The following is an 18,309-nucleotide window of genomic DNA, read 5'->3' on the forward strand; positions in this document are numbered from 1 at the left end:
CGGGGGTACGTCGACAGGGGCAGGGGTGTGCTCACTTACGAGTTGACCGCGCAGGATCTGGAGGAGATCCGGTTCGCCGTCTCGCCGGCGGCCGAGACGGTGCTCTCACTGCGTGCACTTCGGGATCCGGGACGGTTCCCGTTGCAGCTGCCCTGGGTGCGCGCCGTCCAGCCGGTGCTCGACGACCTGGACTGGGATGTACTGCGCTGGCTGGTCAACGACACGATGGGCAGTCCCGACTTCCTCACGCCCAGGCCGACCTCGCCGCTGACCCAGATCGAGGACGAGCTCGAGATCATCGGCGCCGTACCGCGCGAGACGTTCGATCGCCAGTTCGTCGCCGTCCACGGGGAGTTGCCGGCCGAGCTGGCCGGGCCGGACGGTGTCGGCAGGGTCGTCGACGCCGTACGCCGCTACTGGCAGACCGTGATGGCGCCGTACTGGTCGCGGATGCGCGCGATCCTGTCCGCGGACATCAGCTACCGCGGTCACGTGATGACCCAGCAGGGCACCGCGGCGATGCTGAACGAACTCGGCCCGGCCATCAGCTACGACAACGGCCGGCTGCGGGTTGACCGGGTCAGCAATCCGAGCCGCACCGAGCGGGTGGACGGCCGCGGTCTGATCCTGCAGCCCACGCTGTTCGGGCCGCACGCGGTCATCCCGTTCGACATCGGCGCGGAACCCATCCTGGGCTATCCGCCGCGTGGTCAGGCCAACCTCTGGTCCGGAGTGGAAGGCCCGTCGCGGAGTGACCTGGCCAAGCTGATCGGTGCGCCACGCGCCCGCATCCTCGAGGTGCTGACGCACCCGCGGACGACCAGCGACCTCGCCGCCGAGCTCAAGGTCACTCCGTCCGCCGTGAGTCAGCACCTGCAACTCCTGCGCCGGACCGGCCTGGTGCAAGCCGAGCGCACCGGCAAGCTCGTGCTGTACCGGCTGACCGACCTCGCGGACCTGCTGATCGGCGGCTGAGACGTGCCCTAGCCTGGGCCGATGCACACCGACGTTGAGCGGCTCGTGAGGCTCGGGTTGCCTGGGTACGACGTACGGACTGTCACCCCACTCGGTTCGGGGCTGGACAATGAGGCGTACGAGGTGAACGGCGAGCTCGTCGTGCGCATCGCCCACGAACCGGCGGTGGTACGACGCGAGGCCGCGCTCCTGGAGTGGGTCGGCACGGTGAGCCCGCTACCGGTGCCCGCGCCGGTGTTCGCCCTACCCGATGACGGCTGTCTGGCGTATCGGAAGCTCGAGGGGACGCCGCTGATCGACGTACCTGCCGACGTCCGATCCGGGTACGCCGTCCGCGTCGCCGCTGAGCTGGCCGGCCTGCTCGCCGTACTGCACGCCGCGAGCATCGAGCAGCTCGCCGACCTGGTTGACGTCGACGATGAACCGCTCGGGGTCTGGCGCGACGAGGCCGCCGAGACCTACCCGGACGTGGCGTCGTCACTCGGGCCGGACACTCAGGTCGCCGTCGAAGCGTTCCTGCGCCAGCCGGTGCCCGCGCCGGCGCCGAGCCTGGTGTTCTCGCACAACGACCTCGGCATCGAACACGTCCTCGTCACCTGTGAGACGAACGACGTGTCCGGTGTCATCGACTGGAGCGACGCCGCGATCTGTGATCCGGCCCGCGATCTCGGCCTGATCCTCCGCGACCTCGGCCCCGCCGCCTTCGACATCGCGGTGGCCCGATGCGCCCCCGCCGACGAGGGCCTCGCCGAGCGCGCCCGCTTCTACGCCCGCTGCGCCCTCCTGGAAGACCTGCAGTTCGGCCTGCAGTCCGACCGCCCCGCCTACACCACCAAGTCCCTCCACGCAGCCGAATGGCTGTTCTGACCTCGCGGGCGCGGCCTCACGCGGCCGTGGAGGCGAGGGTGACGGCCACTCGGGCCGCGAGGTCGGCGTTGTTGCGGGCCAGGGCGAGGTTGGCCGGGATGCTCTGGCCGTCGGTCTCCTTCTCGATCTGCTCGAGGACGTACGGAGTGACGGCGGGGCCGGTGATCCCGGCGCGGCTGCTCGCCTCCAGGGCGGCGGTGAGTACGGCGTTGATGCGCGCTTCCGGGATCTCGTCGGCGACCGGGATCGGGACGGTCAGCAGGACTCCGGTGTTCGGCCGGGAGCGGAAGCGGAGGACGTCGCAGACCACGCGCTCGTCCTCGACCCGGTGCGGAACCGGCAGGCCGCTCGACCGTGTGTAGAACGCCGGGAACCAGTCGTGCTGCCAGCCCAGGACCGGCACGCCGGCGGTCTCCAGGTACTCGAGGGTCCGCGGCAGGTCGAGGAACGCCTTGGCGCCGGCGCAGACCGTGATGACCGGGTGGTTGGCGATGGCATCGAGGTCGGCCGAGATGTCCCCGGTCACCTCGGATCCGCGATGGACGCCACCGATCCCGCCGGTGGCGAAGACCGGGATGCCGACCGCATGGGCCAGCGCGACCGTCGCCGAGACCGTGGTGACACCGACGTCCCATCCTTGGGCCCGCGCCACGGCCAGATCGCGTTCGGCGACCTTCCGCGTGCCCTGCAGCACCCGCTTCTCCTCGTCGGTCGACAGCCCGACATGTGCCCGGCCGTCCAGGATCGCGGTCACCGCCGGTGTGGCGCCACGGTCGAGGACCGCCTGTTTGCACAGGTGCAGTGCGTCGGCGTTCGCCGGAGCGGGGAGCCCGAGGTTGGAGAAGATCGTCGACTCCAGCGCAACGACCGCACGGCCCTCGGCGAGCGCCTGCGCCACGTCGTCGGACAGGACGGGTTCGGTCACGGTGATCTCCCTGGTTCGGTGAGTGTGGCGCCGGCCTCGGTGAGGGCCCGCCGGGCGAGGGTGTGGCCGGCTTCGACCGCCTCGACGGTATCGGCATCCTCCAGTACGGCGGACAGGAAGCCCGCCGCGAACGCGTCGCCGGCACCGGTCGTGTCCCGCACCTCGTCGACCGGCGGGACCTGGACGGTCACTGTTCGCCCGTCGGCGAAGTGGATCTCGGTCGGGTCCAGGCCGTTCTTGACCACGACCGTCGTACCGTCGCCGGCGAGGTCCCGGAGGGATCCGGTGTCGGCTTCGACGCGGTTCGCGAAGAGGTACGTGGGCCGCAGGGTGCTGAGCTGGGTCCGGAAGTTCGCCGGTCCGAGTGCGTCGATCAGCGCGGCCGAGGACGCATCGACGGTGAGGACGGCGCCCTCGGCCCGGGCGATCTTCGACGCTTGACGCAGAACCGATCTCGCCGGGCCGTCGAGCGAGTACGCCGAGAGATGGACCGCCGCCGCGCCGGAGATCCAGGAGTCCGGAACATCGGCCAGTTCGGCCGCGGCCGCCCGGTCCGGAAACATCGTTCGTTCGCCGGAACCGTCCACGAGCACGACGATGGTGCCGGTCCGTCCCTGTCGCTGTACCCGTGCGTCGACGCCTGCCCTGACGAGTTCCCGCACGAGCGACTCGCCGAGGGCGTCGTCCCCGACCCGGCCGACGAACCGCACCGGCGTCCCGAGACCGCGCGCGAAAACGGCCACATTGGAGCCCGCACCACCGCGGGTCCGGTGGATCCGCGCCGAATTGTCCGTCCCGGCCCGTGTCACCCCAGCCGACCAGACGACAACGTCCTCGACCAGATCACCGATACACACAAGCGTCACAAACATCGCCCTTCGCGCAGCCGCCGTACCCCATTCTGACGTTTCCCGGCGGCAGGCCGACGAGGGGACGGCTCGGGCGTGACCGCGGCGCGGGGTTTCGGAAATGGTTGCTCAGGGCACCAGGGCGTCACGGTGTGCGGTCGTGCGCACCGACCGCCTCGCGGTCCAGAGACGTGGCCGCGCTTGTGGCGAGTCACGTCCTGGGGTGCTCTGTGCTGTCCGCTGAACCATTGACCGCTCGCGAGCTGCCGAGCCCGACCGACCGCGGACGGCGCGATGCCGCCACCCGGAAGGCTCTGATCGCCCGCGAACGCTGCCCGGACGAGGATCAGCGGCGCCGGTGGTTCCTGACCGCGATCGAGCTGAACCTCGGCCTGGCCCGCGAGATCATGCAGCGGTTCCGCGGCCACGGTGTCGACGACGACGATCTCGAGCAGATCGCGCGGCTGGGATTGGTGAAGGCGGCATTGAATTACGACGCCGCCGAGTGGCCGTCGTTCCGGGCGTTCGCGCGACCGACCATCGAGGGTGAGCTCAAGCGCTACTTCCGCGATCGCGCCTGGAGCATCCGGATCCCGCGCCGGCTCCGCGAGCTCCAACCGACCGTGACCCGGTGCAGCCGCGTGCTCGCCACCGACCTGCAGCGCACACCGACGCCGGCCGAGGTGGCATCCCGCCTGGGGCTGCCCGTCGAGGAGGTCGCGGCGACCCTGGACGCGACGCGCCGGACCAGCCCGATCTCGCTCGACCGGCTGGTGGACGTCGCCGAACCTCAGCGCGACGAACTGGCAGAGGCGATCCGCAGGCTGGAGGACCGTGACCTGGTGCGTTCGATCCTTCGCCACCTCGAGCCGCGGGACGCTCTCGTCCTGCGGCTGCGGTTCCTGCACGAGTGGACGCAAAGCGACATCAGCACGGTGGTGGGCATCAGCCAGGTCCAGGTGTCGCGGATCATCAGGCAGGCCCTCCGGCAGGCCCGCGCGTACGCCGTCGATCCACGCTGAACCTCACGACGCGGCGCCGTACCAGACGGCCGTCCCGCGGAACTTCGGGTCGAGGTCGGCCGCCCGGGCGCGTGGCGCGGTGACGTGACCCCGGTTGCCGGCGGCAACATAGCGCACTCCCGGGCGGGCCAGCCGGTCGAGCCAGTAGTCGAGTTCGAGGGGTCCCCGCCCCGCGTTGTGCGAGCTGCAGCGGATTCTGGGAATGGCCATCGGATCGAAGTTGCGGTGGAACGGTGACGGACACGGACCGGCACCGACGAGGAGCACACCCTCGTTCCGGTACGTCGCCGTGCCGTTGCCTCCGGCCACAAGGGTCGAACGGTTCCGCGGGCGGACGCCGAGCGGCAGCGCGAGCGTCCGCGGCGGTGGCACCGAGCGGGGCATCGTTCGCGCCAGACCGCCGAGCTGGGCCCGTACCTGCGCGTCGCTCAGAGTGCTCAGATTCGGATGATCCAGGGTGTGGTTGCCGATCTCACAGCCGAGCGCGTGCAACCTGGTCAGCGCACGGTCCGCGTCCCGGCCGGAGTAGCCGAAGGGATTCTTGTTGACGTAGAAGGAACCGACGGCCGGGAAGTCGGGATGGTCGGCGTGGAAGCCGAGCATGATGCCGACCGCACAGTCCGGATCGACCCGGCCGGCCGCGTCGATCGCGAATTGGCTGGGCGAGCCGTCGTCGAAGGTGAGGACGACGGGTGTCCGGCCCGCGGGGACGGCGCTCAGATCGCCGCGGACGAGGTCGATGGTGCGGATCGGGTGGTACTTCTCGCGATACAGCCGCTCGAGCTCGGCGCGGAAGAACGCCGGGGTCATGTCGTACTCGCCGGTGGCGTCCCGGACGACCCGGTGGTGCATCAGCACCGGTACGAGCCCGAGCTCGTCGGCGCGGATCGCCGCGGGGGCGGGCGGCCTCGGCGGGGTCCGCTTCGGTACCGGACGGACCGCGGTCGCGGTCGGCGGCGAGCCGCCGGAGGGAGACGCGGCTGCGTCGAGCACCACCGGCTCGGAGTCCGCGCGGGTGTCGGCGCAGCCGGTCGCGGCGCCGAGGCCGGCCGCCGCGGCGAGGCCGAGGAACTGGCGGCGTCTCATTCGTAGATCACCAGGTCGGGCCGGGGACGCAGGGCGAGGACCTGGGCCGGAGTCATCAACGCGCCGTGCCGGGTGTCCTCGGAGTAGAAGAGCTTGAAGCCGGTCCGGATGCCTTTCGGCAACGTCGTGGTCAGTCCCCGGTAGGTCGCGACCTTCTGGCCGCGGTTGCCGATGCCGTCGACCGATTTCACCGTGGCGACGCCCGGGTAGGCGCGCAACGTCGTCTCGCCACGGACGATCGGCGGGGTCAGTTGGTGGAAGACGAACAGCTTCTCGGGCAGCCGGTACCTGGTGACCAGCCCCGACAGGTACGCCGCGATGCCGTTCAGCTCGGCGCCCGACGTACGACCGAAGACCCGTCCCGGGACCTGCCCCGGGCCGACCTGCCACTCCGGGTCGACCGCGAGCCCCACGTCCGGCTGCCGCAGCCACCGCTCGAGGCGGCGGATCTCGTCGATCGGTTTCGCCTGGCCGGGCTGGACGTCGAGCATCAGCAGCATCCGGTGTTTGCGGGCCACGGCGAGGTACTTGTCGATCTGCTCCGGGTCGATGCGGGAGCGGTACTTGCCGTCCGGACCAGGAGCGCCCTGGGCCGTGGTGACGATCAACTCCATCACCGGCTGCGCCACGCGTCCGCCGCGGTAGGAGGCGGCCAGCCGCTCGAGCCGGCGGGCGCGTTCGTCGAGGTTGCTGTCCAGCGGTCCGAGTGCCGGTGCGCCGGGAGCGCCGACGAAGGCGACGAGTTGGTACGTCGGGAAGAGCCGACGTCCGCCGCGTGGGAGCTGGGGCAACGGGGTGGCGCGGGGAGTGGGCGTCGGACTGGCGGTGGGCCTGGCGTGGGTGGGACCGGTCGCTGACGGCTTGAGCTGGTCGGCGGCTGCGACGTCAGCCGGGATGTCACTGCAGCCGACGGTCGAGCTGAGGAGAAGGGCGGCCAGGCAGAGAAGGCGTTTGGGCATACCAGGGTCCCCGTTTTCGAGGTGGAGTGTTGTCAAGGGCAACATCCCTGTACCCAGGTGAACACGTACTGTATTCGATCGATCGCGAAAAGTGGTGGCGGGGAGCCGGCGCGTCGGCGGTCTCCGACGGATCCGGCTCCCCGCGCCGGCCGGGCCGCTCCTGGTGAGCCCGACGACAAGCACCAGGGCCTTGTTTCGCGCAGCGGCACGCGGGCCCGGCCGGGACAGAGGGTTCGGTCGTCGGAGCCGGACGGCCGGATCGCGGCCGCCCGGCTCCTGGTGAGGGAGGAGAACGAACGGTCAGCCGGCCATCCGGACCATTTCCTTCGGCAGCTGCTTCAGCTGCTCAGGAATCGGCACCTGGCTGCTGATCGACTTCAGCATCTGCTGGCCGCGCGTCTCGTACTCGTCCGGCATCTCGAGGCCCAGCGCCTCGAGCAACGCGTCCAGCAGCTGGATCACCGCACCGAGCAGTGTCTCCATCGGGATGGGGGCATCGCGCCACTTCTGGTCGGCGCCACCGGTGTAGTCGACGGTCGACGTCGGCCGGGCCTGCTTGGCCACGCCGATCATCGAGCTCAGCGCCTTGCCGTTCGCCTTGTTGACCAAGGCGCCGGTGTCCTTGTCGTAGGTCCACTGCTGGCCGGTTCCGGTCCGGCACGGCAGCACCAGCAGCGGGGAGTTGCCCTCGACCTTGGTCAGGTCGGCGGCAGTGTCCAGGCAGGCGCCGTTGGGAAGGTCGCCACCGACGTCCTTCGACATCGACACCATCAGCTGGCCCTGCTCGGTGTAGGTCCACTGCTGGATCTTGCCCTTGGATCCCTTGTTGCACTTCAGCATCACGGCTGTCGGGATGCCGTCCGGCGTCACGGCGAACGTCAGGCACAGTTTGGTCTGCACCCGGTTCACGTACTGCCGCGGCTTGCCCACCGGGAGCTCACCCGTGGCCGCGGAGACCGTGGGTGAGGCGGCGGACTTCGGGTCGTTCGCCGCTTGCGCGGTGGCGGCGAGCGCCGTACTGGAGCCGAACGCCAGCGCCAGTACGGCGACGCCCGTCCGGGTCAACGATCTGCGGAAACTCAAGACAACCTCCAAAGTCGGGCCTTCAGGGGCGAGGGCCGTCGGGACCCCGTCAGCGACCTTTACGGCTGGTGACGTTTTCGCCACAGCCAGTAAGGAAGCCGGAGGTTATGGGGCGCAATGGCCACTAGGTGCCATTGGCAACTAGCTGACAAGGTGTCGTGATCGTCGTGCGCTGGGCGGATAACGACGTCATCGAACCGATGGATCGCGGCGTCCCGTTCGCCACGCGACCGCAGTACGCAGGCAACCGAACTCTGGCCGAACCGAGAACATCGTGGCGTATAGCCCGCTCCGGCCCCGGGAAGGCATCGTCACTCCTGGCAATGGCCGAGGCTGCGGCCGGAGAGTTGCTCGAGGTGGGAGACGGCCAGGAGTTCGCCGTCGACGGGGCCGAATCGCGCCAGCGCCTCGCGGTGGACGGCGGCCACCGCTTCGGTCATCGGGACTGGGATGTGGTTGTGGTGGGCGAGGTCGCGAAGCGAGTTCAGTTCCTCGACGATGCGGTCGAGACCGAAGTGCGGCATCCGGTCGCCGGCGAGCAGGTCGGGTACGACGTCGGACAGGAAGGTCGACGAGGCGGGACCGGTCAGCAGAGTCTCACGCAGGCGCGACAGGTCCAGTCCGCCGCTTTGGGCGAGCAGGAGTACCTCGCCGACGGCGACGGCCTGGTTGAACCACAGGAGGTTGACCAGGAGCTTGGTCAGGTAACCGGAGCCGTGGGGGCCGGTGTAGTGCAGTTGCGCGGCGAAGCTGCGCAGGATCGGTTGGTGGCGGTCGAAGGTGGCGCGTTCGCCCCCGACGTACAGGGTGAGTTCTCCGGCTTCGGCCGCGTCGGGCCCACCTCCGACGGGCGCTTCGAGGTAGTCGATGCCTCGGTCGTGCGCGGCTGAGGCCAGTTCGGCGCCGAGGGCGGGGGAGGCGCTGGTCAGGTCGAGCCAAACGGTTCCCGGCCGGAGACTGGTCAACAGGCCGGTGTCAGTAAGCATCAGGGACTGCAGCTCGGGGCTGCCGGGAAGGACCGTCAGCAGCACGTCGGTTCCGGTCGATGGCGGTCCCCAGGTCGCGCCGATCCCGCGAACGGTGGGCTCCAGTTGAGCACGGATGTCGTGGATGCGGACCGAGTGTCCGGCGGTCACGAGCCGGCGCGCAACGGGCAACCCGATGCGTCCCGCACCGACAACGGCGATATCGACCATGAGCGCATTGTCCCCGGCGCGAGTCCCGGTCCGGCGCATCGCGCGGCCATGGCCGAATCACGTTGAAGGTTGCATGATTCGGCTTCGGGAGATCGGCTCGCGCCGTCTTCGGGGTGAATTTCTCCGGAAGTCACGCGCCTGATACCCGTTGGCGGGTTTCGGGTGGATGATGGCGGTATGGCTCGGTCGGGGGCATCGCATGGGCTCGCCGCCGTGGAGGGTTGCGCGGCGGCTGGTCAGGTGAGCGCTGACGCCTTCGGCCGGCTGGCCGTGGAGCTCCATGACCTCGACAGCGTCGACGAGACGGTCGACGCGGTGGTGCAGTTCGCTCTGCACGCGCTGGGCTGCACCTGTGCGGGGGTGGCGCTGATCGCCCGTGGCCGGCGCCCGGAGGTGCTGGCGCAGACCGACCCTCGGGTCGCCACGCTGTACGAGCTGCAGATCAAGGCCCATGAAGGACCGATGATGACGGCGATCCAGGAGGAGCGCGCGGTCGTGGTCGCCGACGTCGAGACCGAGACGCGCTGGCCGTCGGCGTGGGCCGCGCAGGCGCGGGCCGCGCAGCTCCGCAGCGTCGTCCACCTGCCGCTGATCGCCGGCGGCCACGCCTGGGCGGTGCTGAGCCTGTACAGCAGCGTCCCGAACGCCTTCGACGCCGACGATCTGGCGGTGGCGCACATCCTGGCCCGGCACGCGTCCGTCGCGATCGCCAACGCGCGCCAGGAGGAGACGCTGACCGCCGCGATCGACGCCCGCAAGCTGGTCGGTCAGGCGATGGGCATCCTGATGGAGCGCTACGACCTGGACGGCGACCGCGCCTTCGAGGTGCTGAAGCGCTATTCCCAGCAGCACAACCGCAAACTCCGCGACGTCGCCCAGGCACTCGTCGACACCCGCCGCCTGCCGAACTGATCGCGCCGGACCGGTCAGCGGCCCGAAGCCCGGCCGGGGTCCCGCGCAGAGCCTGTCCGGCGGAGGACGCCGGCCGCCAGCTCGAACTGACCGGCGCCGTACGTCGCCATCACCGCTGGACCGCGCAGCGGGAAGTCGTGGCCCGCCAGCCGGACGCCGATGAGGCTGTCGGAGATGAGGAAGAGCGCACCGCCGAGCCCGCTGCGACCGCCGTACCAGAAGGAGCTGACGGCAGTTGCCGTCAGCATCAATGCGTAGGCGGCGACCGGTGCCCGGTAGGCGCCGAGGCCGGGCCAGAGGAGAGTCATCACGGCGGCCCAGACGGCGCCGTACCCGGCGATGACCTGCCACCGCCGGCGCCGATCGCCGGTGAGGAACAGCGCGACGTAGCAGGCGTGCGCGGCCGCGTAGACGACCATGGCCGGCAGCAGGAGCTTCTGCTCCATGAGTATGTCGCCGATGCCGGAGGCGAGTATGGCGGCGAGCAGCAGCGGAGGCCCGTTCTGCGCGTACACCCAGGTGGCCAGCGAAGGCATGAGTGCTGCCTTGGTGATCCAGCGCAGCAGCTTGGCATCACAGGCGACGGCCAAGACGTGTACGGCGGCGCAGCCCCAGTACACACTCGCCGACCGCCGCGCCCACTCCAGCCGTCGAAGGGTCACTGCGTACCCAGCAGAATGACGTCCCGGCGATCGTTGCCGTTCCGGAGATCGGGTGCCAGCGGCTGACTCATGCCGAACCGGTACCCGATCCGATTCACCGCCTGCCGGGGCCGGTGAATGGAGCGGGGCGGGCGGGGTACCGAAGGTCTTTCGGGCAGGAGGCGCTATGGGTGCTCCGGTGTGGATTCTGTTGGTGCTGTTGGTGTTGATCGCACTCGCCTTCGCGGCCTGGGCGCTCTTCGCCGCCGGACGTGGCGCGGTGTCGGCCGCGACGTCGTACAAGGATGACGACTCGGGTGAGACGGCGGCGCACTCGACCGAGCACACAAAGATCAGGCGGGTCGACACCACGCCGCCCGACGACGTCGATCCGCCGAGCAAGACCTGAGGCCGCCCGTCGGCCGGCGGTCTCTTGCTACCGGCGAAGCTAGACGGCGGATTTCGGGAGTTGCCGCAGGCTCTCCTCCAGCGCGCGGGTCAGCTCCCGGTCCTCTGTCCGCTCGTCGCCGCGCCAGATCTGGTGGACGAGCACATGGGCGATGGTGGTGACCGGTGTCTTCTGGTCCGCCGACCAGGATTTCAGGATCGCATTCGCTTCGGCGGCCTCGATGCCGAAGCACTCCATCAGGACGCCGACGGCCTCCTCGATGCAGACGCCCCGTTTCATGGCAGTCCTTCGTTCGTGAGCCAGACGGTCGCCGACGCCAAGGGCTGCTTCCTCAACCAGTGCGGCCACCGCGTAGGTCCGGCTCGGTCCCAACCGGTACCCCCGAACCGGTGCCCGCATTCGCGGACCGGTCCCGCCTGGGTTGCCGGGGTGGCGCCGGGGTACCGGCCTCGTTCCGGCTGACGGGAAGGAACGGCGACCTGATGGACAGCATCACCTTCATCGGTACGGCGACCACGCTGATCCGGATCGGCGCCTTCACCGTGCTGACCGATCCGAACTTCCTGCATCGCGGCCAGCGGGCGTATCTCGGCAAAGGGCTGTGGAGCCCACGGCTGACCGATCCGGCGCTGGAACCTGAGGACCTGCCCGCGTTGGACACGCTGGTGCTGTCCCATTTGCACGGCGACCACTTCGACCGGGTCGCCCGGCGCCGGCTGGATCGCGCCGTACCGGTGGTCACCACCGAGCCCGCCGCGGACCGGTTGCGCAAATGGGGCTTCACCACTCACGGACTGCCGGTCTGGGCGACGTACGAGCAGCATCGGGACGACGAGTCCCTCACCGTCGAGGCACTGCCAGGGATCCACGGCCGCGGCGTGATGGGAAGTCTGCTGCCGCCGGTGATGGGTTCACTGCTGACCCACCGGGCCGGCGGTCAGGTCCGGCGGCGGATCTACTTGAGCGGCGACACGTTGACCGGTGACCATCTCGACCGGATCCGTGAGCGGCATCCGGAGATCGACGTGGCCGTCCTCCACCTCGGCGGGACGAAGATCCTGTTCGCGACCGTCACCATGGACGGCGCGCAGGGCGTGGACTGCCTGGAGCGGATCCGCCCGCGGCTCGCCATACCCGTCCACTACGACGACTACCCGGTGATGCGCTCGCCTCTGTCCGACTTCCTCGACCGCGTCGCCGCGAGCCCGTCCGGATGGCAGGTGAAGGCACCGGCCCGCGGCGAGACGGTCCAGCTCGAGTGAACTTCAGGGGGTAGGCAGATCCGTGTCCGTCCGGCGGCGTTCGACGTGCGTGGCCAGGCGCTCCAGGAGGGTGGTCCAGCGCGAGCGCTCGTCTGCCGCGCGGCTGGTCGAGACGCCGCGATGGGTCAGCACGAGTTCGCATCCATGGCTCGTCTCGACCACCTCGACGGCGAGTTTGCCGCCCACGTGCTCGTTCAGCGTGATGTGAAAGAAGTGCGGAGGCTCGCAGGCGACCACCATCCCGGTCACTCCGGCCAGCGGGCCCGACATCACCTCGTACTGTCCGAAATGGTCGGTCGTCGGCCGCGTCGTCCCCAGCCAGTCGCTCAGCACGTCCGGCTGGGTGACCGCCTTCCAGAGCTCAGCGGGTGTGCAGGCGACGCTGCGGGTCACCCGCAGCTCCGGCAGTCCGTCCGGTCCGGTCGACGTCGTCATGGTCGCCTCCGATCAGGATCGCCGTGCGCGGCGGATCCGGCGTACGGCGCGGTAGCCGACGACGCCGGCGAGGATCCAGGGTCCGGCGACGATCAGCGGGTCCAGGGACTGGTGGGCCAGGTCCGCGCGTTTCTGGCCGCGGCGGGAACGGAGCCCGTGGTGCTTGATCTCGGCGAGGATGCCGGTCTCGGTGATCGGGTTGTCGGGATGCAGGGTCGCGAACGACCTGAACGTGCTCCCGACCGAGTCGACCCGGTCCGCGGCGATCAGCAGGAGCCAGTGGGCCGCGCGTCCCTCGCTGTACCGCCGGTAGGCGAACTGGCGGATCGCGCCCGACACCCCGTGCGGCGGGCAGGACGTCCCGAACACCGGCGTGAGGAATTCGTGCTCGATCGACCGTTCCCGCGGCCAGGTCTCGGACTGACGATCGGGGAAGTCCCAGACGGCGCCGTACGGGTGCGGGTCGAAGTGCTCCTTCGGTACGGCCGGCCGGTCCCGCGGATCCAGATCGGCACCCCAGCCGGGAATCCGCGCCCGCAGTTGCTCGCTGGTCTCCGCGGTGGTCGGTTTCTGCTGTGTGTAGACCATGTCGGTCCTCCGGTCAGGCCGCTTCGGGTACGACGATCGGCTTGATGCAGCCGTCGAGTTTGGCGGAGAAGATGTGGTAGCCCTCGGCGATGTGCTCGAGCGGGATGCGGTGGGTGACGAGTTCCCGCGGCTTCAGGTAGCCGTTGCGGACGTGCTCGAACAGCCGCGGCCACTGGCGCTTCACCGGACACTGGTTCATCCGCAGCGTCAGGCCCTTGTTCATCGCGTCGCCGAACTTGACCGCGCTGAACATCGGCCCGTACGCGCCCATCACGGACACGGTGCCGCCCTTGCGGACCGAGTCGATGGCCCAGTTGAGCGCGATCGGGGACCCGCCCTGCAGCTTCAGCTTCGCCGAGGTGATGTGCTGCAGGAGGTTCCCGTCGGCCTCGGCCCCGACCGCGTCGATCGCCACGTCGGCGCCGAGGTGGCCGGTGATCTCCTTCATCAGGACGACGACATCGGCGTACTCGGTGAAGTTGTACGTCTCGGCGTGTGCGAAGGACCGTGCCTTGGCCAGCCGGTACTCGAGATGGTCGATCACGATCACCCGCCCGGCGCCCATCAGCCACGCCGACGCCGCGGCGGACAGACCGACCGGCCCCGCGCCGAACACGACCACCACGTCGCCCTCGACGATGTCTCCGAGCTGGGCGCCGAAGTAGCCGGTGGCGACCGCGTCGGTCAGCAGTACGGCGTCCTCGTCGTCCATCCAGTCCGGGATGAGGCTCGGGCCGACGTCGGCGAGTGGCACCCGGACGTACTCCGCCTGGCCGCCGTCGTACCCGCCGCAGGTGTGCGAGTAACCGTAGATCCCGCCGACCGCGGTCGCGTTCGGGTTGACGTTGTGACAGTTGGCGTACAGGCCGCGGGCGCAGAAGTAGCAGGTCCCGCAGAAGATGTTGAACGGCACCATCACCCGGTCACCGGGCTGCAGCGTACGGACCGACGGGCCCACTTCGTCGACGATGCCGATGAACTCGTGCCCGAACGTCATGCCGACCCGGGTGTCCGGCATCATCCCGTGGTACAGATGCAGGTCCGAGCCGCAGATCGCGGCCCGGGTGACTCTGACGATCGCGTCGTTCGGATGCTCGATCGCGGGGCGGGGTTTCTCCTCGACCCGGATCCGGTACGGACCGCGATAGACCATGGCGCGCATGGACAGCTCCTTCTCGAGTGGATCACTCGTCGACGTGCATCGCTGCTTCTTCGGCCGACAGACCGCCGCCCGATGCGCCCGTATCGGCCGCGACCTCCGTGCCTTCCTCGTCGGGATGAGCGCCTTCGTCGGGTCGGAGCAACCGCCCGACCCCCGCGTCACCACCTGGCGTGGTCTCGTCGCCGTCCAGTACGTCGTCGGCGCCGAGGTCGGTGAGGTCGTCGGTGGCCGGGAGTTGGTCGGCACCGGTGATGCCGGTGCGGCCGGGGTCGTCCGCCGGACTGCCCTCGGCGGCGACCATGTCCGGGGTGATGTCGGGCTCCTCGCGGTCCAGCCGGTCGGCCAGCGGTTCCGGCGTCCTCGCCTCGGCCGGGGTGGTGCCGTAGTCCAGGGACGCGAGTGGTCTGTCGGCCGGCAGGGCAGCCGGGTCGGGTCCGTCAGCGATCCGTGCCGAGTCCACGTCGTCGTACGCGGTGGAGTCGTCGTCGGCGGTGTCGGGCAGCCCTTCGGCTTCGGGATCACTGACCGGTCGGGTGCGTTCGTCGTCCATCGTCGACCTCCTTCGAATGGGGGAGAGCGCTCGCGTCAGTTGCGAGGCTGGGAGGGGTTGGTGGGGTCGCCGTGCGCCGGCGGATTGACGGCGGGCCCGTCCGACGGGCCGACCTTGGAGCCGGCCGCGGGTCCGGGTGCCGATTCCGGCTTCACGGCGGCCGGGTCGCCGCCGGTGGGCTCGGCGCCCTGCTCGAGTTCGCGCTGCCGTTGCCGGAGCAGCTCCAGTACGGCGACCCGGTTCGCGTGGGCCTGCTCGTACTCGACCAGCTCCGACAGCCGATCCCCGTCGAGCGACCTGATCCGGGTCATCAGTGAACCGATCGGCAGCTCGTCGTAGCCGGGCAGCGGCGTGGCGCCGTGGTTCCCAGCGCTCATGACCGGTCCTGCTCGTCGTCGACCGGCGGGAGCACGCTGCTGCCGTCGGAGTCGTCGTCGACCCGCGCCGTCTCGCCGGCCGAGTCGACCACCTCGGTCTCGGACGGGTCGGCCGACACCCGGACCTGGTCGTCCAGGGAGTTAACCGCCAGTGCGCTCGGATCCACGTCGTCGACCGTCGGACGGTAGTCGTCGTCGTCAGGCTGGCTCATCATTGTCTCCCTTCCTGTGGTCCCCGCCTGGTGCCCGGCGGATCCGAATGAAAACCATCGGCCGTGTCACCGCATCGGCTCGAGGAGCCGCTTCTCGAGGACGGCGGCCAGCGACACGGTCCGGTAGCCGGCCTCGTCGAAGCGCAGCGTCAGGTGGTCCCCCTCGATCTGAAGCACTTCGCCCTGGCCGAACTCGGCGTGGTGAACGCGGCTGTGCACCGGGAACGGCTCGGACTCGGCATTCGCCTCGTGTTCTGACAGCGTGCCGCGCTCGCAGTTGTCGCAGCGCCCGCACGGGCCGTCCAGCTGTTCACCGAAGTACGACAGCAGGAAGTCCCATCGGCAGCCGGAGACCGCGGCGTACTCGCGCATCATGTCCAGCCGGGACTGGTCCACCCGGTGGCGCCGTTCCGCAGCCCGAGCGGCCTCGCCTACCGGATCGCTCGCACTGCCTGAGCGGACGCGATTGCGACCGTCGAAGACGACGCCGCCCGCCCGCGCCAGCCACGTGCAGCAGCGGCTGACGAGGTTGGGGGACAGGCGGGTGCGGTGCGCCACGTCCTTACGCAGAATCGGACGGTCAGCAGACCGAATCGCGTCGAGAACGGCAGACAGCGCCTCTTCATTCGGCGGTGAGGCACCGAGGAACCGGCGGAGACCGAGGTCGCCCGACCCGTGGAACAGCACAGCGCGAGCAGGTTCGCCGTCGCGGCCGGCGCGACCGATCTCCTGGTAGTAGGAGTCGAGCGAGTCCGCCACTCCGGCATGGAGCACGAACCGCACGTCGGGTTTGTCGATACCCAGGCCGAAGGCGGTCGTCCCGACGACGACCTGGATGCGACCGGCCAGGAAGGCGTCGTGGGCGGTACGGCGTTCCGCCTGCCGGAGCCCAGCGTGGTAGGCGGCCGCCGGGACTCCCCGCGCCTTCAGCTCGGCGGCGTACTCCTCGGTCTGCCGACGGGTGGACGCGTAGATGATCCCTGGCGGATCGAGTCGGCCCACCGCGTCGATCACGGCCGTCCGCCGCGCGGCGGCGTCCGCGACCGCTTGGGCCTCCAGGTGGAGGTTCGGCCGGTCGAACCCGGAGACGACGATCTCGGGGTCGGTGAGGTGCAGGGCCTCGACGATCTCGGCGCGGACCGGCGCCGCGGCCGTCGCGGTGAGTGCGAGTACGACGGGACGCCCGAGCCGTTCGACGGCGGCACCGAGCCGGAGATAGTCCGGGCGGAAGTCGTGGCCCCACGCGGACACACAGTGCGCCTCGTCGACGACGAACAGCGCGGGCCGCAACCTCCTCAGCCCGTCGAGTACGTCGTCCTTGGACAGTTGCTCCGGCGTGACGAAGACGAACCTGGCCGCCTTCGCCTCACCCGCGAGCACGCTGCCGACGTCCACTGTGCTGTTGACCTCGACGGCCGAGCCGGCGTCGACCTCACGCAGGGCAGAGATCTGATCGTGCTGGAGTGAGATCAACGGACTCACGACGATCGCCGGACCGTCCGCGAGCATCGCCGGAACCTGGTAGACCGCCGACTTGCCCGAACCCGTCGGCATCACGACGAGCGTGTCGCGGCCGCCGTGAACGGCCCGCATCGCTGCCAGCTGACCGGGCCGGAACTCCACCCAGCCGAAGACGTCGCGGGCGACCGCGGTCAGTTCGGCCGGCAGATCCGTCGTACTCATGAGATGTCCCGGGTCCTCGAGCGACCGTTCCGGGCTGTGGCTGAACCCGCGGTGCCACGTCCGGGTACCCACCCCGATTCCCCGGATGGCATGGTTGCCGGAGGCAACATATTGAGTGGCGCCTCGCGGGGCTGCTGTGCTATATCGGTGTTAGCACTCGAGCCAGGGGAGTGCTAACGCTCTTCTCCGTCTTCGACGATCAGTGGAAAGGACCATGGAAGACCTCGTAGGACGGGCCTCGGCGCCCCTTCGTCAGCTGGCCGAGAACTTCGCCGTCGCGGTGCTCGGGATCGCCGCGGTGTTCGACACGTTCTACCTGCTCACCACGCCCGGCCGGGTGGCGCTCGCCGTCGCTTACAGCATCCCGATCCTCGCGGGTGCGTTGACCGGCATCGTGATCGCCGCGTGGGAATTCCGGTGGACGAGGGCCGAGATCCTCGCGACGTGCTCGGCGGCCCTGGTGGCGTGTCTTGCGAACACCGCCGGCGTACTGGCGATCAGTGGCATGCTGCAGACCGGTCCGGGAGATTGGCTGCGTGGTGCGGTCACCGTCCTGCTGAGTGGTCTGACCCCGGTGCTGGGCGGAGTGGCCTGGTCGTTCCTCCAACTGCTGCCTTCGGACTCGCCGGACGACGTGACGACGACCAGCCCGCGTGAGCTGCTGTTGCGCTGACCGGGGCGGTTTCGGATCTCGCTCCGGCGGTTACCGAGGCGGCGAGCGACGAAGGAGGCCTCAGGTGATCTCGACGAAGAAGCGGCGTACCGGCAGTACGGCGATGCGGCGGCCGATGTGGGTTCTGGCCGGTGCGGTGGGTGCCGGCGCGGTCGGGTATCGGGTGCTGCGACGGAAGGCGGCCGGATCGGCCAACGCGATGTTCGGACAGGATCGGATGCCCGGCAGCGTGGTCGAGAACGAGAACGAGAACGCGCAGGCGGCGCCCAGCGACGAGCGGATCACGGCGAACGAGCGCAGCGACGGTTTGCGCAGGACCGGAGACGACCGGCTGGTTCGCCCGAAGGCGGCGGGGGAGCCCGATGCCGACACGGCCGCGGACCCGACGATCGCACCCGACAGCGCACCCGGGCGTCCAACCGGTGCGGAATCGACCGACTGACG

The 18,309-nt window shown here is 69.9% G+C and carries 23 protein-coding genes; 8 read left to right on the plus strand and 15 right to left on the minus strand.

Annotation, left to right across the window (positions count from 1 at the left end):
• The first annotated feature begins 27 nt into the window (after window positions 1-27).
• A complete protein-coding gene (locus ACYVOK_RS14120) occupies window positions 28-975 on the plus strand; it encodes an ArsR/SmtB family transcription factor (RefSeq protein WP_460662828.1) in 948 nt (315 codons plus the stop codon).
• Between the two features lie 21 nt (window positions 976-996).
• Complete coding sequence (locus ACYVOK_RS14125) at window positions 997-1,842, plus strand: phosphotransferase family protein (protein WP_460662829.1); 846 nt, start codon at window positions 997-999, stop codon at window positions 1,840-1,842.
• Between the two features lie 16 nt (window positions 1,843-1,858).
• Here the strand turns inward: ACYVOK_RS14125 and ACYVOK_RS14130 are convergent, their stop codons facing one another.
• Window positions 1,859-2,767 carry a pseudouridine-5'-phosphate glycosidase gene (locus tag ACYVOK_RS14130; protein WP_460662830.1) on the minus strand — a complete coding sequence of 303 codons (909 nt, stop codon included), beginning with the start codon at window positions 2,765-2,767 and terminating at the stop codon, window positions 1,859-1,861.
• Entirely contained in the window at window positions 2,764-3,639 is an 876-nt protein-coding gene (locus ACYVOK_RS14135; RefSeq protein ID WP_460662831.1) for a carbohydrate kinase family protein, read from the minus strand. The genes ACYVOK_RS14130 and ACYVOK_RS14135 overlap by 4 nt, the downstream gene beginning before the upstream one ends.
• Before the next feature lie 224 nt (window positions 3,640-3,863).
• Between ACYVOK_RS14135 and ACYVOK_RS14140 the strand changes: the two genes are divergently transcribed.
• Window positions 3,864-4,637 (plus strand): sigma-70 family RNA polymerase sigma factor, encoded by a 774-nt coding sequence (locus ACYVOK_RS14140; RefSeq protein ID WP_460662832.1) that lies wholly within the window; start codon window positions 3,864-3,866, stop codon window positions 4,635-4,637.
• A 3-nt stretch (window positions 4,638-4,640) separates the two neighbouring features.
• Here the strand turns inward: ACYVOK_RS14140 and ACYVOK_RS14145 are convergent, their stop codons facing one another.
• The 4 genes from ACYVOK_RS14145 to ACYVOK_RS14160 all read right to left on the minus strand — a co-directional run bounded on the left by ACYVOK_RS14145 (window position 4,641) and on the right by ACYVOK_RS14160 (window position 8,961).
• Window positions 4,641-5,723, minus strand: coding sequence for a polysaccharide deacetylase family protein (locus tag ACYVOK_RS14145; protein WP_460662833.1), 1,083 nt, complete (start codon window positions 5,721-5,723; stop codon window positions 4,641-4,643).
• Window positions 5,720-6,682: a hypothetical protein gene (locus ACYVOK_RS14150; protein ID WP_460662834.1), complete on the minus strand. Its 963-nt coding sequence runs from the start codon at window positions 6,680-6,682 to the stop codon at window positions 5,720-5,722. Before ACYVOK_RS14150 ends, ACYVOK_RS14145 begins: the two co-directional genes overlap by 4 nt.
• Window positions 6,683-6,982: 300 nt before the next feature.
• Window positions 6,983-7,765, minus strand: a complete 783-nt coding sequence (locus ACYVOK_RS14155) for an RICIN domain-containing protein (protein ID WP_460662835.1) — start codon at window positions 7,763-7,765, stop codon at window positions 6,983-6,985.
• Window positions 7,766-8,076: 311 nt separating this feature from the next.
• Entirely contained in the window at window positions 8,077-8,961 is an 885-nt protein-coding gene (locus ACYVOK_RS14160) for an NAD(P)-dependent oxidoreductase (RefSeq protein ID WP_460662836.1), read from the minus strand.
• Between the two features lie 240 nt (window positions 8,962-9,201).
• Between ACYVOK_RS14160 and ACYVOK_RS14165 the strand changes: the two genes are divergently transcribed.
• Entirely contained in the window at window positions 9,202-9,873 is a 672-nt protein-coding gene (locus ACYVOK_RS14165; protein WP_460662837.1) for a GAF and ANTAR domain-containing protein, read from the plus strand.
• A 14-nt stretch (window positions 9,874-9,887) separates the two neighbouring features.
• Here the strand turns inward: ACYVOK_RS14165 and ACYVOK_RS14170 are convergent, their stop codons facing one another.
• Complete coding sequence (locus tag ACYVOK_RS14170; protein WP_460662838.1) at window positions 9,888-10,535, minus strand: lysoplasmalogenase; 648 nt, start codon at window positions 10,533-10,535, stop codon at window positions 9,888-9,890.
• A 166-nt stretch (window positions 10,536-10,701) separates the two neighbouring features.
• Between ACYVOK_RS14170 and ACYVOK_RS14175 the strand changes: the two genes are divergently transcribed.
• Window positions 10,702-10,923, plus strand: a complete 222-nt coding sequence (locus ACYVOK_RS14175) for a hypothetical protein (RefSeq protein ID WP_460662839.1) — start codon at window positions 10,702-10,704, stop codon at window positions 10,921-10,923.
• Between the two features lie 39 nt (window positions 10,924-10,962).
• Here the strand turns inward: ACYVOK_RS14175 and ACYVOK_RS14180 are convergent, their stop codons facing one another.
• Window positions 10,963-11,202 (minus strand): ANTAR domain-containing protein, encoded by a 240-nt coding sequence (locus ACYVOK_RS14180; RefSeq protein WP_460662840.1) that lies wholly within the window; start codon window positions 11,200-11,202, stop codon window positions 10,963-10,965.
• 203 nt (window positions 11,203-11,405) lie between these two features.
• On the opposite strand from ACYVOK_RS14180, the gene ACYVOK_RS14185 reads away from it, so the two are divergent.
• Entirely contained in the window at window positions 11,406-12,185 is a 780-nt protein-coding gene (locus tag ACYVOK_RS14185) for an MBL fold metallo-hydrolase (protein WP_460662841.1), read from the plus strand.
• Between the two features lie 3 nt (window positions 12,186-12,188).
• Here ACYVOK_RS14185 and ACYVOK_RS14190 read toward each other — a convergent pair whose 3' ends face one another.
• The 7 genes from ACYVOK_RS14190 to ACYVOK_RS14220 form a co-directional block, all read right to left on the minus strand.
• The gene (locus tag ACYVOK_RS14190; protein WP_460662842.1) at window positions 12,189-12,620 is read right to left on the minus strand and encodes an SRPBCC family protein; all 432 of its coding nucleotides are present in this window, start codon (window positions 12,618-12,620) and stop codon (window positions 12,189-12,191) included.
• 12 nt (window positions 12,621-12,632) lie between these two features.
• Window positions 12,633-13,208, minus strand: a complete 576-nt coding sequence (locus ACYVOK_RS14195; RefSeq protein WP_460662843.1) for a hypothetical protein — start codon at window positions 13,206-13,208, stop codon at window positions 12,633-12,635.
• Window positions 13,209-13,221: 13 nt separating this feature from the next.
• Window positions 13,222-14,370 carry a zinc-dependent alcohol dehydrogenase gene (locus ACYVOK_RS14200; protein WP_460662844.1) on the minus strand — a complete coding sequence of 383 codons (1,149 nt, stop codon included), beginning with the start codon at window positions 14,368-14,370 and terminating at the stop codon, window positions 13,222-13,224.
• A gap of 22 nt (window positions 14,371-14,392) precedes the next feature.
• The gene (locus tag ACYVOK_RS14205) at window positions 14,393-14,920 is read right to left on the minus strand and encodes a DUF5709 domain-containing protein (protein WP_460662845.1); all 528 of its coding nucleotides are present in this window, start codon (window positions 14,918-14,920) and stop codon (window positions 14,393-14,395) included.
• A gap of 35 nt (window positions 14,921-14,955) precedes the next feature.
• Entirely contained in the window at window positions 14,956-15,297 is a 342-nt protein-coding gene (locus tag ACYVOK_RS14210) for a hypothetical protein (protein WP_460662846.1), read from the minus strand.
• Complete coding sequence (locus tag ACYVOK_RS14215; RefSeq protein ID WP_460662847.1) at window positions 15,294-15,509, minus strand: hypothetical protein; 216 nt, start codon at window positions 15,507-15,509, stop codon at window positions 15,294-15,296. Before ACYVOK_RS14215 ends, ACYVOK_RS14210 begins: the two co-directional genes overlap by 4 nt.
• 66 nt (window positions 15,510-15,575) lie before the next feature.
• Window positions 15,576-17,192 carry a RecQ family ATP-dependent DNA helicase gene (locus ACYVOK_RS14220; RefSeq protein ID WP_460662848.1) on the minus strand — a complete coding sequence of 539 codons (1,617 nt, stop codon included), beginning with the start codon at window positions 17,190-17,192 and terminating at the stop codon, window positions 15,576-15,578.
• Window positions 17,193-17,406: 214 nt separating this feature from the next.
• Here ACYVOK_RS14220 and ACYVOK_RS14225 point away from each other — a divergent pair, with 214 nt between their 5' ends.
• On the plus strand, window positions 17,407-17,865 hold the full coding sequence (locus ACYVOK_RS14225) for a hypothetical protein (protein ID WP_460662849.1): 459 nt from the start codon (window positions 17,407-17,409) through the stop codon (window positions 17,863-17,865).
• Window positions 17,866-17,929: 64 nt separating this feature from the next.
• Window positions 17,930-18,307, plus strand: coding sequence for a hypothetical protein (locus ACYVOK_RS14230; protein WP_460662850.1), 378 nt, complete (start codon window positions 17,930-17,932; stop codon window positions 18,305-18,307).
• Window positions 18,308-18,309 lie beyond the last annotated feature (2 nt).

The organism is Kribbella swartbergensis, from assembly GCF_054784135.1.